Source organism: Escherichia sp. KS167_9B, from assembly GCF_030295215.1.
Lineage (GTDB): Bacteria > Pseudomonadota > Gammaproteobacteria > Enterobacterales > Enterobacteriaceae > Escherichia > Escherichia coli_F.
Window position 1 is genome coordinate 957360 of sequence record NZ_AP025754.1, and the last position, 14309, is coordinate 971668.

Here is a 14309-nt window from a genome sequence, read left to right on the forward strand (position 1 = left end):
AATGGCAGAAACCAAAATTGTTGTCGGCCCGCAGCCGTTCAGTGTAGGAGAAGAGTACCCGTGGCTGGCTGAGCGTGACGAAGACGGTGCGGTAGTCACCTTTACCGGTAAGGTGCGCAACCATAACCTGGGCGACAGCGTCAAAGCATTAACCCTCGAACACTATCCGGGGATGACTGAAAAAGCACTGGCAGAAATTGTCGATGAAGCGCGTAACCGCTGGCCGCTGGGGCGCGTCACTGTGATTCACCGCATCGGGGAATTATGGCCGGGCGATGAAATCGTTTTTGTCGGTGTCACCAGTGCGCATCGCAGCAGTGCGTTTGAAGCCGGGCAGTTTATTATGGACTATCTCAAAACCCGCGCACCGTTCTGGAAGCGCGAAGCCACGCCGGAAGGCGACCGCTGGGGTGAAGCCCGGGAGAGCGATCAGCAGGCAGCAAAACGCTGGTAGTTTTTTGTTAGCCGGATAAGGCACCGCTGCGTCCGGCAATTTCACCGCTCAGTATATGCGTTTACGCTGCGTCGATGCACAGCCTCATCATTTGCAGTATCCTTAAGATATTCCTTATATCTTCAGGAGATCGTCATGGACAGATTCCCACGTTCTGATTCAATTGTACAACCCCGGGCTGGCTTGCAAACTTATATGGCGCAAGTCTATGGCTGGATGACCGTTGGCTTGTTGCTGACCGCATTTGTTGCCTGGTATGCGGCTAATTCCGCGGCCGTGATGGAGCTGTTGTTCACTAACCGTGTCTTTTTAATCGGTCTGATCATCGCGCAATTAGCATTGGTTATTGTGTTGTCAGCGATGATTCAAAAGCTGAGCGCAGGTGTAACGACGATGCTCTTTATGCTTTATTCGGCGCTGACGGGTCTTACGCTTTCCAGTATTTTCATTGTCTATACCGCCGCCTCGATTGCCAGTACTTTCGTCGTTACTGCCGGGATGTTCGGCGCAATGAGCCTGTACGGTTACACCACCAAACGTGATCTAAGCGGCTTTGGCAATATGCTGTTTATGGCGTTAATCGGCATTGTGCTGGCATCGCTGGTTAACTTCTGGCTGAAAAGCGAAGCGTTGATGTGGGCGGTTACCTACATCGGCGTGATTGTCTTTGTCGGATTGACGGCGTATGACACGCAGAAACTGAAAAATATGGGTGAGCAGATTGATACCCGCGATACGTCGAACCTGCGCAAATATTCCATTCTTGGCGCGTTAACCTTGTATCTGGACTTCATCAACTTGTTCCTGATGTTGTTGCGGATCTTCGGCAACCGCCGTTAATTCTTTTTCACCATCAATATCCCGGCCATGTGTCGGGATTTTTTTCGGATTTTATAAAGACTATTCCGCTCATTTACATGAGAACTGAATCGCCGCAAATGCCAGACTATGTCCACTACGCAATTTCAGGGGCAGATAACGCATTTGAACAGACGATCCACTGCTACTCAATTACAGCAAAAAAGCGCTTCGCTCAGCAAAATGCTGTTCCTCATTTGGTGGTTAACAGCTGCTGGAGTATGGGCTACGGCAGGCTGTGCCTGGATATTTCAGCACTTGCATTGGGTTGCTTCACTAGAATCTCCAGGCGCGTTTGTCTTCGCTTTATCTGCGCTGATAATAATTGGTTTCTGGTTAAACGATGCCCTGAAAAGGCTCGAGGCATCAGGCGCATGTCTGGTCTATCTGCTAATAATCCTGCTTAATGGCTTTCTCTTCTCCAGACTTTTTACCTTTTCGAGCATAGCGAGGGTAATGGGAATTACGGGAGGGATGTTTGCCGCTATGGCGCTAATATGCTGTTGTATTAATAGGGTTATCCCACCAGTTAGACAGTTATGTTTATATATCTTCTGTGGTTTGAGTATTGCTTTTGTTGTTAACCTGATTCTTACCAGCAGTTTTTCCGTATGGTTAGCGAGTATTTTGACTGTCGTTATCTGGGGCGTTACGGCTGCCTGTGAAGCAACAACACTGGAAGATTTGATCCGTGTTGCCGACAACTCTGAATTTTCAGGTGTTCTTCGCTGTATTGTTGTAGGGGCAATAACACTCTATTTCAGTATCCTAAGCGTCCTTTTTAGACTTGCTGTAACGGTTCTTGACTTTATTAATGGTTTAGTGTGGTAGCGTGAATTGATGAGTTTTTTTGCGTTAATTGCAATAGATATTGATATTCAACTTAAGGATATAAAAATAATGAAATCGTACTCATCAAAAAACATAACTAATGATTTTCAGTACGAGGCCAGGATATTAAATGCCATATGGCTCATTACCGCTGTCGGTTTGGCGGCAACCGCAGGACTGGCCTGGATAGCTAATTATCTCGAAATTACGGCAACCAAATATGATTCACCACCAATGTATGTTGTCATAGGATTATTATTACTTTGTATGTATGGCTTAAGTAAAGATATCAACAAGATAAATGCCGCCATCGCAGGCGTAATGTATCTGTTTTTAATCTCTTTGGTGGCGATTGTCGTTGCTATTTTAGCTCCTGTATCTGCCATTATCCTTGTGTTCAGCACTGCGGGCGCGATGTTTTTAATCAGTATGCTGGCCGGTTTATTATTTAATGTTGATCCTGGTTCTCATCGTTTTATCATTATGATGACGTTGACAGGGTTGGCCCTGGTGATCATCGTGAATGCCGCATTAATGAGTGAACGGCCCATTTGGGTAATAAGTTGCTTAATGATTTTTTTATGGTCAGGCATTATCTCGCATGGACGAAATAAGCTCCTTGAACTGGCAGGAAAATGCCATAGCGAAGAGTTGTGGAGTCCGGTTCGTTGCGCTTTTACAGGTGCATTAACACTCTATTACTATTTTATCGGCTTCTTTGGGATACTTGCAGCAATAGCGATAACACTTGTCTGGCAAAGGCATACGCGGTTTCATATTTAACGCACTTTCGACTTACGTTTAGAAATGTAGTATCTGAAATACAATAGTGGAGAATATCATGCAGTTAGTTTGTACCATCGATAATAAATATATGGATAAATTTATGGCTATACTGCTTTCAGGAGTGTTACATTCCTTGAAAGAAGGCACGATAACTATAGATGAATCTGAACTACTAGTTTTCAGACCTTTTATTTCCAGGCTTTTACACAAAAATGATTGTGATAAAGAGCTAATAGAGATAATTGATCTTGGTTGTGATCTTGAAAATATTGAATCATTAGTTCCTGAGTATCTTGATGATGCTATAAAAAACTTAATAATCAAAACAAGTGATTTTACATATGCAATAAAAGATAATTATCCCGTAGGTAATAAAATGGAACATGCAGTATCTTTTATGTTTAGAAATTGAAAAGGTTTATAAAATGTTCAAAGATAAGACTCTGGCAGCAGATATCAGCGCATTAATGCTCAATATTGGTTCTCAATTAGATGCATCAGTATTATATGTTCAGCAAGCTTGCGATGAATCTGAGCTTAATATTTATCGTTCCGCCGTCGGGGAAATTATGGGGCGCATGTTAATCGATATCATGAACCCCATCTATAAACAGCATCCCGAACTTAAACCAAAAGAACTTAACTGAACTTCACATCGCCGCTTCATTTTTCGCCCGTAGCTTCTTCGCCTGGCTTTCCAGTAACAGGTAACAGATCAGCGCCAGCAGCAGTGGGATAAAGTAATACAGAACACGGTAAGCGAGCAGGGCGGCGATAATCGTTCCTTTTGATGTATGTTCCCCTGCCAGTAGCGCAATAAACACTGCTTCCAGCACCCCAATTCCTGCTGGAATATGCACAATTACGCCGGCAATACTGCTTACCAGCAACACGCCCAGTACAAAGAAATAGTTCACGTTTTGACCCAGCAACAGCCAGATAATCGCTCCCATTACCATCCAGTTAACGCTGGAAATCAGCATCTGGGCGAGGGCGAATTTCCATGAAGGCAGCACCAGCTTTTGCCCTTTGATGGTCATATGGCGGTGCTTCGCGAAAGCGCAAAACCACAAATAAACCGCGATAATCAGCAGTAAGCCAATGCCGAGAATACGCAGCGTAGTTTGATCGACATACCAGTGGTCCGGCAGCTCCACCACGCCTGCGGTAAAGATAATCCCGGCCAGCAAAATATAGCCCAGCCAGTTGGTGGTAATACTGAGCGAGAAAATCCGCGTAATAGTGCTGCCCGGTAACCCTAGCCGGGAGTACAAACGATAGCGCATACCTATGCCGCCGACCCAGGTACTGAGCGTCAGGTTGAAGGCGTAGCAGATAAACGACACCAGCATCACCTGGCGCTTCGCCAGTTTGTGACCGCAGTAGAAGCGGGCGAGCAGATCATAGCAGCCATATATCAGATAGCTGACGACCACCAGCCCAATCGCACTGAGCAACGCAACGCGATTGTAATCGCGGATGACCTTCCAGACCTCTTCCCAGTCTACCTTTTTGGCGTAGATCACCAGCAACACAATCACTGCGATAAAAAACAGCCAGGTGAGGATCTTCTTTGCTAAGCGCCAGCGCGGGCGTGATTTACTCATCAGGGTTTCACCCCCGTATTTTCAGTTTCTATCCGATCCTGAGTTTCCATTGTCGGCTGAGCGGGCGGGTCAACCTGCGCCAGACGCGGCGTGTGCGCCGGAAGCCAGCCAACCAGCGCCGGGAAGTGGCGTAAAAAGTGGAACGCCAGCACGCTTTTCGTCAGGTTCCACCAGGTGCGTTTGGGCAGCATGGTTTCATCCACCTGCTGACAGTCGGCGGCGATGATGCCGTTCAGATTATCGCGTAGCGTCTGGTTAAAATGACGATCGTGGATGATGACGTTTGCTTCGAGATTTAGCGACAAACTGAGCGGATCGAGATTACTGGACCCTACCGTCGCCCAGTGATCGTCCATCAATGCCACTTTACCGTGGAGCGGGCGGCGGCGGTACTCAAAAACCTGAACGCCACCTTTAACCAGATAGTTATACAGCAAGCGCGCACCGACTCTGACAATCGGCATATCCGGTTCGCCCTGAATGATCAGTTTGATCCGCACCCCGCGCCGTGCCGCTTTACGTAAGGCGTGCAAAAATCGATAGCCAGGAAAGAAGTAGGCGTTGGCGATAATCACTTCCCGCCGCGCCTGAGTGAGCATTTTCAGATAGTGGCGTTCGATATCATCGCGATGTTCTTCGTTATCGCGCCAAACTAATAATACCTGCGCTTCTCCCGGCTGGCGGTTTTCTTCCGCTTTGTGATGACGTCGCCACCAGCGTCGTGCTGCGCTGTGTCCTGGCAGGTTTTCCAGTTCAAACTGGAGAATATCTTCGACAATCGGCCCTTCAAGGCGCACTGCGTAATCCTGTTTAGCCTCTGGACCGTAGCTGGACATATGCTCGGCGGAGTAATTCAGCCCACCAATAAAGGCGATACGTGCGTCGATCACCACAATTTTGCGATGCATCCGGCGAAACACATTGGTGCGCATACCAAAAAGGCGAGGGCGGGGATCGTAGTAGCGGAACACCACGCCAGCTGCCGTCAGTTCATTGACAAACTCATCGCTGAGATCCGGCGAACCGTAGCCATCCAGCAAGACTTCCGCTTTCACCCCGCGTTGCGCTGCTGCCAGTAGCGCCGCATGCAGCTGTTTGCCGACGTCATCCTCAAACCAGATAAACGTTTCAAGAATGATGCGTTCTTGCGCCTCGCCAATCGCCTTAAACACCGCGGGATAATATTGCTCGCCGTTTTCCAGCAACTGGATCTTATTGCCTTCGCGCCAGCTACATTTCATAAATGAATCTCCGCACTTAAAGGGGCATGATCAGAAAGGTGTCGCCATGTCCGCAGCGGCAACGCGGTTGGCGCGCTGGCGCTGGCATTTTTGACATAGATCCTGTCCAGTCGTAGTAGAGGAAATTGCACCGGAAACGTGCGCGCCGGGCGTCCGTGGGCGCGGGTAAAAATCTCATCCAGCCCGGCCTGCACTTTTAAGGGATGATTGGCTTTTTGCCGCCAGTCGTTGAAATCACCCGCCACTAATACCGGTTCGCCGTCCGGCAGCTCATTCACCCATTCAGCGAGCATCGCAAGCTGCGCCTGACGGTGCGCTTCACGCAGGCCCAGATGTACGCACATCACATGAATCGCTTTCCCGGTCATCGGCGGCACAATACGGCAGTAGAGCACGCCACGTTTTTCCGCACCATCGACCGAAACATCGCGATTCTCATAATGTTCAATGGGATAGCGTGACAGTACCGCATTTCCGTGATGCCCTTCGGGATACACCGCATTGCGACCGTAGGCAAAATCGCTCCACATAGTGTCGGCGAGAAACTCGTAGTGCGAGGTATCGGGCCAGTTTTCCACATGCAGCGGATGAACTTCGTGCGCGCCCATCACTTCCTGCAGGCAAACAATATCGGCGCTGACGGTGCGCACGGCGTCGCGAAGTTCCGGCAAAATGAAGCGTCGGTTAAACGCGGTAAAGCCTTTGTGAATATTGATGGTGAGCACCTTGAACGAAAATTGTTGTGTTTGATCGGGCATAATTTTCCTGTCTTTGCCTCTTATCTCATTGAAATAGTGTAGTCGGCGTCACAAAAAGGTGCGGTCTTACGGAATTTTCCGTAAAGTTCGGTACTCTGAGTAAGTAGAGATAAATTCTTCAGGAGAGAAGCCATGAAGTGGCAACAACGTGTTCGTGTCGCAACGGGTCTAAGTTGCTGGCAGATTATGTTGCATTTACTGGTAGTGGCGCTGCTGGTGGTGGGCTGGATGAGTAAAACTCTGGTTCACGTCGGCGTAGGATTATGCGCACTGTATTGTGTCACGGTAGTGATGATGCTGGTGTTTCAGCGCCACCCCGAGCAACGCTGGCGTGAGGTGGCAGATGTGCTGGAAGAGCTGACTACGACCTGGTATTTTGGCGCAGCGCTGATTGTGCTGTGGCTGTTGTCCCGCGTACTGGAAAACAACTTTTTGCTGGCAATTGCAGGGCTGGCAATCCTTGCTGGCCCAGCAGTAGTGTCTTTACTGGCGAAAGATAAGAAGTTACATCACCTTACGTCTAAACATCGCGTACGCCGCTGACCCTGTCGTGGCCGTTATCACCAGTAGCGGCCACAAACTATTCCACACAATATCCAGACTCGCATCCTTCAAATAAATCTGCTTGGTAATGTCCGTAAAGTGGCGAATAGGGTTAATCCACGTCAGGTTTTGCAGCCATACTGGCATGTTTTCCACCGGCGAAACGTAACCGGAAAGAAGAATGGCGGGCATCATAAAGACAAACACGCCGATAAACGCCTGTTGTTGTGTTGAACAGAGTGATGAAATCAACAGACCGAATCCCACCAGCGATAAACCGTAAATCACCATCGTAAAGTAGAACAGCGCCAGCGATCCGGCGAAGGGGATTTGATACGCCCAGATACCAATCGCCAGCACAATGGTGGCCTGGAAGGTGGCGACAATTAATGCCGGTACGGCTTTGCCGATGAAGATCTGCCAGGTGGTGAGCGGCGAAACCAGTAACTGATCGAGCGTACCTTGTTCACGTTCGCGGGCGACGGAAAGTGACGTGACGATCATCACGCCGATAGTGGTGATCATGGCGATCAGCGACGGCACCACAAACCATTTGTAGTCGAGATTCGGGTTATACCAGTTGCGTACCACCAGCTCGCTGTTGTTGGGTTTCGGTTTTCCTTCCAGCAGCTCCTGCTGATAATTTTTGACGATCTGTTGCAGGTAGTTGGCGGCAATTTGCGCACTGTTGGAGTTACGCCCGTCGAGGATCAACTGCAACGGCGCGGTCTGGAAGGTATCCAGTTTGCGCGAGAAGTCAGCCGGGAAACGCACCAGGAGTAATGCCTTTTGTGTGTCGATGGTTGGGCGGATCTCCTGTGGGCTTTTCAGTAGCAGCACATGGGTAAAGGCGCTGGCGCGGGCAAAACGTTGGGTCAGTTCCACCGAATGCTCGCCGTTATCTTCATCGTAGATGGCGATGGTGGCGTTAGTCACTTCCAGCGTGGCGGCGAACGGGAACAGAATCACCTGAATCAGCACGGGTAAAATCAGAATCGCGCGGGTTTGCGGTTCACGCAGCAACGACTGCAACTCTTTGCGGATTAACGTCCATAAGCGATGAAACATGCTCTTCTCCCTAATCCAGCCGACGTTTGGTTTTCAGCCACGTCAGGCCGATAAACATCACCGCCGAAGCGATCAAAAACAGCACGTTCACCACCAGCACCACCGGAATATTCCCGGCGAGGAACAGGCTTTGCAGGGTGCTGACGAAATAACGTGCGGGAATAATGTACGTCACCGCGCGGATCACCGCGGGCATACTGTCTATCTGAAAAATAAAGCCGGAAAGCATAATTGACGGCAGAAAAGCGGCGTTCAGGGCAACTTGTGCGGCGTTGAACTGGTTGCGGGTAATTGTGGAAATCAGCAGCCCCATTCCCAGAGTACTGAGCAAAAACAGGCTGGAGATAAAAAACAGAATCAGCAGCGACCCGCGATACGGCACGCCGAGAATAAACACTGACACCAGCATACACAGCAACATCGCCAGCATCCCAAGGAAGTAATAAGGGATCAGCTTACACAGCAACAGTTCCGTGCGGGTTATCTCCGTAGAGAGTAACGCCTCCATGGTGCCGCGTTCCCATTCTCGCGCCACCACCAGCGAGGTGAGAATCGCGCCGATAACCGTCATGATGATGGTTACCGCACCGGGGATAATAAAGTGCTGGCTAATCGCCGCCGGGTTAAACCAGTAGCGAGTCTGGACGTCGATAAGTGGTTCAAAAGTCTGCCCGTTGTCCTCTGCCCGCTGCATTTGCCAGATCTGCCAGATCCCTTCGACATAACCTTGCACAAAGTTAGCGGTATTCGGCTCACTGCCGTCGGTGATCACCTGAATCGGCGCGGTAGCGTTGGCGCGCTCCATCTGTTCGGCGAAATCCACCGGAATCACCACCAGGCCACGAATTTTTCCCGCCTGCATTTTGGCGATCAATTCCTGACGGTTATCGCTGATGGTGGCGTCGATGTAGGGCGAACCGGTCATGGTATGGGTGAAATCCAGCGCCGCTTCGCTACGCTGTTCCAGCAAAATCCCAACCCGCAGCTTGCTGGAGTCGAGGTTAATGCCGTAGCCAAATATAAACAGCAGCAACAGTGGGATCACCACTGCAATCAGCCAGCTACTCGGATCGCGAACGATCTGCCGTGTCTCTTTGACGCACAGCGCCCGCACGCGACGCCAGGACAGGATCGGATTACTCATTGCCATGCTCCTTATCCCAGTCGTGGATCAACTGAATAAAGGCCTGCTCCATTGTGGGATCGGGTTGCTCGTCGTTGGCCGACTGCGCTTTCAAATCATCTGGCGTGCCGCTGGCGATTAATTTCCCACGATACACCAGGCCGATGCGGTCACAATATTCTGCTTCATCCATAAAGTGGGTGGTGACCATTACCGTGACGCCTTTCTCTACCATGCTGTTGATATGCAACCAAAATTCACGGCGGGTGAGGGGATCAACGCCGGACGTCGGTTCATCGAGAAACAGAATGTCCGGTTCATGCATCAGCGAACAGGCCAGCGCCAGACGCTGTTTAAAACCTAAGGGCAGTTCATCGGTCGCGTGGGAAGCGATACTTTTCAGGCCGAACGCCTCACTCATACGGGCGATTTTTTCGTTCTGCGCCCGCCCGCGTAAGCCATACACACCAGAAAAAAAGCGTAAATTCTGTTCGACCGTCAGGTTGCCATAGAGCGAAAACTTTTGCGCCATATAGCCGAGATGCTGGCGCGCTTTGCCAGAACTCTCTTTCAGATCCATACCCAGCACCAGCGCCTGGCCAGAGGTCGGTACCAACAAGCCGCACATCATCTTAAAGGTGGTCGATTTCCCTGCGCCGTTTGGCCCGAGCAAACCAAAGATTTCACCGCGTTTGACGGCAAAGTTGACGTGATCGGTGGCGGCAAAATCGCCAAACTTTTTGGTCAGCTCTTTCGCTTCGATCACCGTCTCGCCAGGTGTACCTTCCACCGTATGCAATATTGCGCCCAGCGGTGATTCCGAGGTTCCAGCTCCGCCCAGCAAATCAATAAACGCATCTTCAAAGCGGGGCGTGGTTTGGCTGATGTCGATTTCTGGCATCCCGTCGGCGTGGCGAATATCGTCTGGTGTGGCCTCTTTTTTGAGGATCAGACGTACCGATTTCCCCTGAATCATGCCGTCGCTCACCTGTGGCAGTTTCAAGGCGCGTTGCAACAATTTGCGGTTGCCCTCGTGCGGGCTGGTCATCAGAAAGCTACGTCCGGCCATGGTTTGCGTCAGGGCAGTCGGTTCTCCCTGATACAGCAACTCGCCTTCGTTCATCAGCAACACGTCACGGCACTGCTCGGCTTCGTCGAGATACGAGGTACTCCATAGGATTAACATCCCTTCGCCCGCCAGCTCATGCACCATCTGCCACAGTTCGCGCCGTGAGATAGGGTCAACACCGACGCCGGGTTCATCGAGCAGCAACACTTTCGGTTCGCCCACCAGGGTACAGGCCAGGCCAAGTTTTTGTTTCATCCCACCGGAGAGCTTGCCCGCCAGGCGTCCGGTAAACGGGCCAAGAGACGTAAACTCCAGCAGGCGAGCAAAAGTCTGCTTCCGCGCTTCACCGGTGACGCTGCGCAAATCCGCGTACAGATTGAGGTTCTCCATCACCGTGAGATCTTCATACAGGCCGAATTTCTGCGGCATATAGCCGAGAACGGCGTGCAGCGCGCCGTCGTTTTTGATCGGATCAAAGCCAATCACTGTGGCGCTGCCGCTGTCGGGTTTCAGTAATCCCGCCAGCATGCGCATCAGTGTGGTTTTACCTGCGCCATCCGGCCCCACCAGCCCCGTTACATAACCAGCATGAATGGTACAGTCGAGCGGCGCGACGGCGGGCTTGTCCATGCCCGGAAAGCGTTTTTCCAGACCGTTCAGCGTAATAACGGCATCATTCATGTCCTGCCTCGTTACCGAATTGCACCGTCACCGGCATTCCCTGGCGTAAGGCATCATCGGCGTCGGTCACCACAATACGCAGGCGATAGACGAGGTCGGTACGCAGATCCGGCGTTTCGACAGTTTTCGGGGTAAATTCAGCGGTAGGCGAAACGAAACCAATCTGCCCGTGATACGGTTTGTCCGGGCGACCGTCGGTATAAAGCAGCACTTTGCGCCCCGGCTGGGCCTGGTCGAGATTACGTTCATCAACATAAGCGCGCACCCACACCGGACGTGTCAGTGAGACGGTAAAGACTGTGCCACCTTCATTGAGCACCGTGCCAGGCTCTACCGCGCGGGTTAACAGCGTGCCATCAGACGGTGCTATTAACGTTGAGTCCTGTAAATTCAGCTCCGCCTGCGCCAGTTGCGCCTGCGCCTGTTCGAGACTGGCTTTCGCCTGGGCGATGTCCTGTTCACGATTACCGGAGCGATACTGACGCAATTTATCCTGTGCTGATTTCAGCGTTGCCTGCGCCTGGTCGCGCGAGGAGCGGGCATTTTCCAGGTCGTTTGCCGAAATAGTGCGACTTTTCCACAACCCTTGCTGGCGGTTGTAGAAGTTCTGCGCATAGTCATATGCGGCCTGCGCCTGTTTTACGGCGGCGGCGGCCTGAGCGATTTCTTCATCGCGATACCCGGCAAGCATCAGGTCATACTGCGCCTGTGCCACCGAAACACCCGCTTTTGCCTGCATCAGGGCAATTTCATACGGCTTATGATCCAGTTCACCCAGCACCTGGCCCGCTTTAATCGCATCACCTTCGTCCACGGCCAGCGACTCAACGCGACCACCGACACGGAAGCTAAGATTCACGGTGCGAATATCCACGTTGCCATATAACGTCAGGCCGTTATCCTGGCGGCTTTGATACCACCAGTAGCCTCCGGCAACCACGGCGGCAAGTACCACTACCGCCAGTCCGATCACGACAGGTTTTTTCATCACTACAAACTCCTTTGCGATAATCCTTGCAAAATCAGGTCGATATGACAGGTCACCGTCTGGTTGATCAGTTCGGTCTTTTCTTCATCGAACGCGGTCCAGCCGGTACGTAACAAAATAGTTTCTTTGCCAAGACGAAACGCCAGAATCTCGCCAATCAACGCATGGGTATGGAGGATCATGCGGGTGTCGTTGGCATCGCAGCCGGTCCAGGCGGCAATCAGGCGTGTAAGGTGGCTGTGTAGCGGGCTAATCACCTGTTCATGCACCAGGTGGTAGGCTGCCGTAGGAGAGAGTTGCTCACGGGAGATAAACTTGCTGAGGTTGACGGTGTCATCCTGGGTGAGCAGCTTAATCATGTTCCTGCAGGCACGAAGGATCAGTTCACGAATAGCTGCGCGATCCGGCTGTGGTTGTGCGAACAAGCGTTCGGCTTCTTCAGCGTGCGGACGGAACTGCTCGCCAATAAAATCGGCAATCCACTGGGCGCAGGCGAGATACAAATCTTCTTTCGAACCGAAGTAGTAGGTGATGGCAGCGATATTCTGCCCGGCCTGGGCGGCTATCTCGCGGGTGGTGGCGTTCATTCCATATTCACCAAACTGCGCCAGTGCGGCAGCAATCAGCTGTTTTTTCGCCTGTTCACCCTTGATTGTCATGGCAGGATTATTCATCGCACAGTCCATTCTTAATCAAATGATTGATTAAGATTATGACTCCATATGGGAGTTGTCCAGTATGACCAGGAATTTTAGCAACGCCAGTCACAGGGATAATTTATGCGCTGCGTCACAAAAACTGCTACACTCCGCTCCCTCATGACATTGTGGTTTTTGTCATTTTCCTTTTCAGTATCTCCCTGAAAACTACACCGGTAACGGTCGGGGCGGTTCGGAGTAGTTATGTCTTTCGATTCTTTGGGTTTAAGCCCTGATATCCTGCGCGCCGTTGCCGAGCAGGGTTACCGTGAACCCACCCCTATTCAGCAGCAGGCGATCCCTGCGGTGCTGGAAGGCCGCGACCTTATGGCTAGCGCCCAGACCGGCACTGGCAAAACAGCGGGCTTTACGCTGCCGCTGTTGCAACATTTGATTACTCGCCAGCCGCACGCCAAAGGGCGTCGTCCGGTCCGTGCGCTCATTCTTACCCCAACCCGTGAACTGGCTGCACAGATTGGCGAAAACGTCCGTGATTACAGCAAATACCTGAATATTCGTTCGCTGGTGGTGTTTGGCGGCGTCAGCATCAACCCGCAGATGATGAAGCTGCGCGGTGGCGTTGATGTGCTGGTGGCAACGCCGGGACGTCTGCTGGACCTGGAACATCAGAATGCAGTGAAGCTGGATCAGGTTGAAATTCTCGTCCTCGATGAAGCTGACCGCATGCTCGACATGGGCTTTATCCACGATATCCGTCGTGTGTTGACTAAGCTGCCAGCGAAGCGCCAGAACCTGTTGTTCTCCGCCACTTTCTCAGACGATATTAAAAACCTGGCGGAAAAACTGCTGCACAACCCGCTGGAAATCGAAGTGGCACGCCGCAATACCGCGTCTGATCAGGTGACCCAGCATGTTCACTTTGTTGATAAAAAACGCAAACGCGAATTGCTGTCGCACATGATTGGGAAAGGGAACTGGCAGCAGGTGCTGGTGTTTACCCGTACCAAACACGGTGCTAACCATCTGGCTGAACAGCTCAATAAAGATGGTATCCGCAGTGCGGCGATCCACGGTAATAAATCGCAAGGTGCGCGTACTCGTGCACTGGCCGATTTTAAATCGGGCGATATTCGTGTTCTGGTGGCAACTGACATCGCTGCACGCGGTCTGGATATCGAAGAGTTGCCGCACGTCGTCAACTACGAGCTGCCAAACGTACCGGAAGATTATGTCCACCGTATCGGGCGTACCGGTCGTGCGGCTGCTACCGGTGAAGCGTTATCGCTGGTGTGTGTGGATGAACACAAACTTCTGCGTGATATCGAAAAACTGCTGAAAAAAGAGATTCCACGCATTGCGATTCCGGGTTATGAGCCGGACCCGTCAATCAAGGCCGAACCGATACAGAACGGTCGCCAGCAACGTGGAGGCGGTCGTGGACAAGGCGGTGGTCGCGGTCAACAGCAACCACGCCGTGCGGAAAGTGGTGCGAAGTCTGGTAACGCGAAGCCCGCAGAAAAACCGTCTCGTCGTCTCGGCGATGCCAAACCGGCAGGCGAACAACAACGTCGCCGCCGTCCGCGTAAACCTGCCGCTGCGCAGTAATACCATGTAAGGGCAAAAGAGTATCACAGGCTTTTGCC

The 14309-nt window shown here is 51.5% G+C and carries 16 protein-coding genes; 8 read left to right on the forward strand and 8 right to left on the reverse strand.

Features of this window, described 5'->3' with window-relative positions; all coding sequences use genetic code 11:
* Position 1: 1 nt before the first annotated feature.
* The 6 genes from moaE (at position 2) to QUE34_RS04695 (ending at position 3576) form a co-directional block, all read left to right on the forward strand.
* Positions 2-454 (forward strand): molybdopterin synthase catalytic subunit MoaE, encoded by a 453-nt coding sequence (gene moaE / locus QUE34_RS04670; protein ID WP_032165520.1) that lies wholly within the window; start codon positions 2-4, stop codon positions 452-454.
* A 135-nt stretch (positions 455-589) separates the two neighbouring features.
* Complete coding sequence (locus QUE34_RS04675) at positions 590-1294, forward strand: Bax inhibitor-1/YccA family protein (protein WP_000373624.1); 705 nt, start codon at positions 590-592, stop codon at positions 1292-1294.
* A gap of 108 nt (positions 1295-1402) precedes the next feature.
* A complete protein-coding gene (locus QUE34_RS04680; RefSeq protein WP_241232088.1) occupies positions 1403-2143 on the forward strand; it encodes a Bax inhibitor-1 family protein in 741 nt (246 codons plus the stop codon).
* A 69-nt stretch (positions 2144-2212) separates the two neighbouring features.
* Positions 2213-2926: a Bax inhibitor-1/YccA family protein gene (locus QUE34_RS04685; protein WP_032302749.1), complete on the forward strand. Its 714-nt coding sequence runs from the start codon at positions 2213-2215 to the stop codon at positions 2924-2926.
* Positions 2927-2984: 58 nt separating this feature from the next.
* Positions 2985-3341, forward strand: coding sequence for a DUF3969 family protein (locus QUE34_RS04690; RefSeq protein ID WP_032302733.1), 357 nt, complete (start codon positions 2985-2987; stop codon positions 3339-3341).
* Between the two features lie 13 nt (positions 3342-3354).
* On the forward strand, positions 3355-3576 hold the full coding sequence (locus QUE34_RS04695; RefSeq protein WP_000471748.1) for a hypothetical protein: 222 nt from the start codon (positions 3355-3357) through the stop codon (positions 3574-3576).
* 3 nt (positions 3577-3579) lie between these two features.
* Here the strand turns inward: QUE34_RS04695 and QUE34_RS04700 are convergent, their stop codons facing one another.
* From QUE34_RS04700 to QUE34_RS04710, 3 genes are read right to left on the reverse strand one after another with little or no spacing between them, the layout of a single operon-like run.
* Complete coding sequence (locus tag QUE34_RS04700) at positions 3580-4536, reverse strand: lysylphosphatidylglycerol synthase domain-containing protein (protein ID WP_039021608.1); 957 nt, start codon at positions 4534-4536, stop codon at positions 3580-3582.
* A complete protein-coding gene (gene clsB, locus QUE34_RS04705; protein ID WP_032302735.1) occupies positions 4536-5777 on the reverse strand; it encodes a cardiolipin synthase ClsB in 1242 nt (413 codons plus the stop codon). Before clsB ends, QUE34_RS04700 begins: the two co-directional genes overlap by 1 nt.
* Complete coding sequence (locus QUE34_RS04710) at positions 5774-6535, reverse strand: endonuclease/exonuclease/phosphatase family protein (RefSeq protein ID WP_001113348.1); 762 nt, start codon at positions 6533-6535, stop codon at positions 5774-5776. The genes clsB and QUE34_RS04710 overlap by 4 nt, the downstream gene beginning before the upstream one ends.
* A gap of 132 nt (positions 6536-6667) precedes the next feature.
* Between QUE34_RS04710 and QUE34_RS04715 the strand changes: the two genes are divergently transcribed.
* Positions 6668-7078 (forward strand): YbhQ family protein, encoded by a 411-nt coding sequence (locus QUE34_RS04715; RefSeq protein WP_000871982.1) that lies wholly within the window; start codon positions 6668-6670, stop codon positions 7076-7078.
* On the opposite strand, the gene QUE34_RS04720 is transcribed toward QUE34_RS04715, so the two are convergent.
* From QUE34_RS04720 to cecR, 5 genes are read right to left on the reverse strand one after another with little or no spacing between them, the layout of a single operon-like run.
* Positions 7040-8146: an ABC transporter permease gene (locus QUE34_RS04720; protein ID WP_000469031.1), complete on the reverse strand. Its 1107-nt coding sequence runs from the start codon at positions 8144-8146 to the stop codon at positions 7040-7042. The genes QUE34_RS04715 and QUE34_RS04720 overlap by 39 nt on opposite strands.
* A 10-nt stretch (positions 8147-8156) precedes the next feature.
* Positions 8157-9290, reverse strand: coding sequence for an ABC transporter permease (locus QUE34_RS04725; protein WP_000070131.1), 1134 nt, complete (start codon positions 9288-9290; stop codon positions 8157-8159).
* Positions 9283-11019, reverse strand: coding sequence for an ATP-binding cassette domain-containing protein (locus QUE34_RS04730; RefSeq protein ID WP_103253286.1), 1737 nt, complete (start codon positions 11017-11019; stop codon positions 9283-9285). Before QUE34_RS04730 ends, QUE34_RS04725 begins: the two co-directional genes overlap by 8 nt.
* Positions 11012-12007, reverse strand: a complete 996-nt coding sequence (gene hlyD / locus QUE34_RS04735) for a secretion protein HlyD (protein WP_001296990.1) — start codon at positions 12005-12007, stop codon at positions 11012-11014. The genes QUE34_RS04730 and hlyD overlap by 8 nt, the downstream gene beginning before the upstream one ends.
* Positions 12008-12009: 2 nt before the next feature.
* Complete coding sequence (gene cecR / locus QUE34_RS04740) at positions 12010-12681, reverse strand: DNA-binding transcriptional regulator CecR (RefSeq protein WP_001296991.1); 672 nt, start codon at positions 12679-12681, stop codon at positions 12010-12012.
* Between the two features lie 228 nt (positions 12682-12909).
* On the opposite strand from cecR, the gene rhlE reads away from it, so the two are divergent.
* Complete coding sequence (gene rhlE / locus QUE34_RS04745; RefSeq protein WP_032302738.1) at positions 12910-14271, forward strand: ATP-dependent RNA helicase RhlE; 1362 nt, start codon at positions 12910-12912, stop codon at positions 14269-14271.
* The last annotated feature ends 38 nt before the right edge of the window (positions 14272-14309 follow it).

Excerpts from the sequence above, each read along its gene's own strand:
- moaE (WP_032165520.1), top strand. The coding sequence starts at position 2 with ATGGCAGAAACCAAAATTGTTGTCGGCCCGCAGCCGTTCAGTGTAGGA.
- QUE34_RS04675 (WP_000373624.1), top strand. The coding sequence starts at position 590 with ATGGACAGATTCCCACGTTCTGATTCAATTGTACAACCCCGGGCTGGC.
- QUE34_RS04680 (WP_241232088.1), top strand. The coding sequence starts at position 1,403 with ATGTCCACTACGCAATTTCAGGGGCAGATAACGCATTTGAACAGACGA.
- QUE34_RS04685 (WP_032302749.1), top strand. The coding sequence starts at position 2,213 with ATGAAATCGTACTCATCAAAAAACATAACTAATGATTTTCAGTACGAG.
- QUE34_RS04690 (WP_032302733.1), top strand. The coding sequence starts at position 2,985 with ATGCAGTTAGTTTGTACCATCGATAATAAATATATGGATAAATTTATG.
- QUE34_RS04695 (WP_000471748.1), top strand. The coding sequence starts at position 3,355 with ATGTTCAAAGATAAGACTCTGGCAGCAGATATCAGCGCATTAATGCTC.
- QUE34_RS04700 (WP_039021608.1), bottom strand. The coding sequence starts at position 4,536 with ATGAGTAAATCACGCCCGCGCTGGCGCTTAGCAAAGAAGATCCTCACC.
- clsB (WP_032302735.1), bottom strand. The coding sequence starts at position 5,777 with ATGAAATGTAGCTGGCGCGAAGGCAATAAGATCCAGTTGCTGGAAAAC.
- QUE34_RS04710 (WP_001113348.1), bottom strand. The coding sequence starts at position 6,535 with ATGCCCGATCAAACACAACAATTTTCGTTCAAGGTGCTCACCATCAAT.
- QUE34_RS04715 (WP_000871982.1), top strand. The coding sequence starts at position 6,668 with ATGAAGTGGCAACAACGTGTTCGTGTCGCAACGGGTCTAAGTTGCTGG.
- QUE34_RS04720 (WP_000469031.1), bottom strand. The coding sequence starts at position 8,146 with ATGTTTCATCGCTTATGGACGTTAATCCGCAAAGAGTTGCAGTCGTTG.
- QUE34_RS04725 (WP_000070131.1), bottom strand. The coding sequence starts at position 9,290 with ATGAGTAATCCGATCCTGTCCTGGCGTCGCGTGCGGGCGCTGTGCGTC.
- QUE34_RS04730 (WP_103253286.1), bottom strand. The coding sequence starts at position 11,019 with ATGAATGATGCCGTTATTACGCTGAACGGTCTGGAAAAACGCTTTCCG.
- hlyD (WP_001296990.1), bottom strand. The coding sequence starts at position 12,007 with ATGAAAAAACCTGTCGTGATCGGACTGGCGGTAGTGGTACTTGCCGCC.
- cecR (WP_001296991.1), bottom strand. The coding sequence starts at position 12,681 with ATGAATAATCCTGCCATGACAATCAAGGGTGAACAGGCGAAAAAACAG.
- rhlE (WP_032302738.1), top strand. The coding sequence starts at position 12,910 with ATGTCTTTCGATTCTTTGGGTTTAAGCCCTGATATCCTGCGCGCCGTT.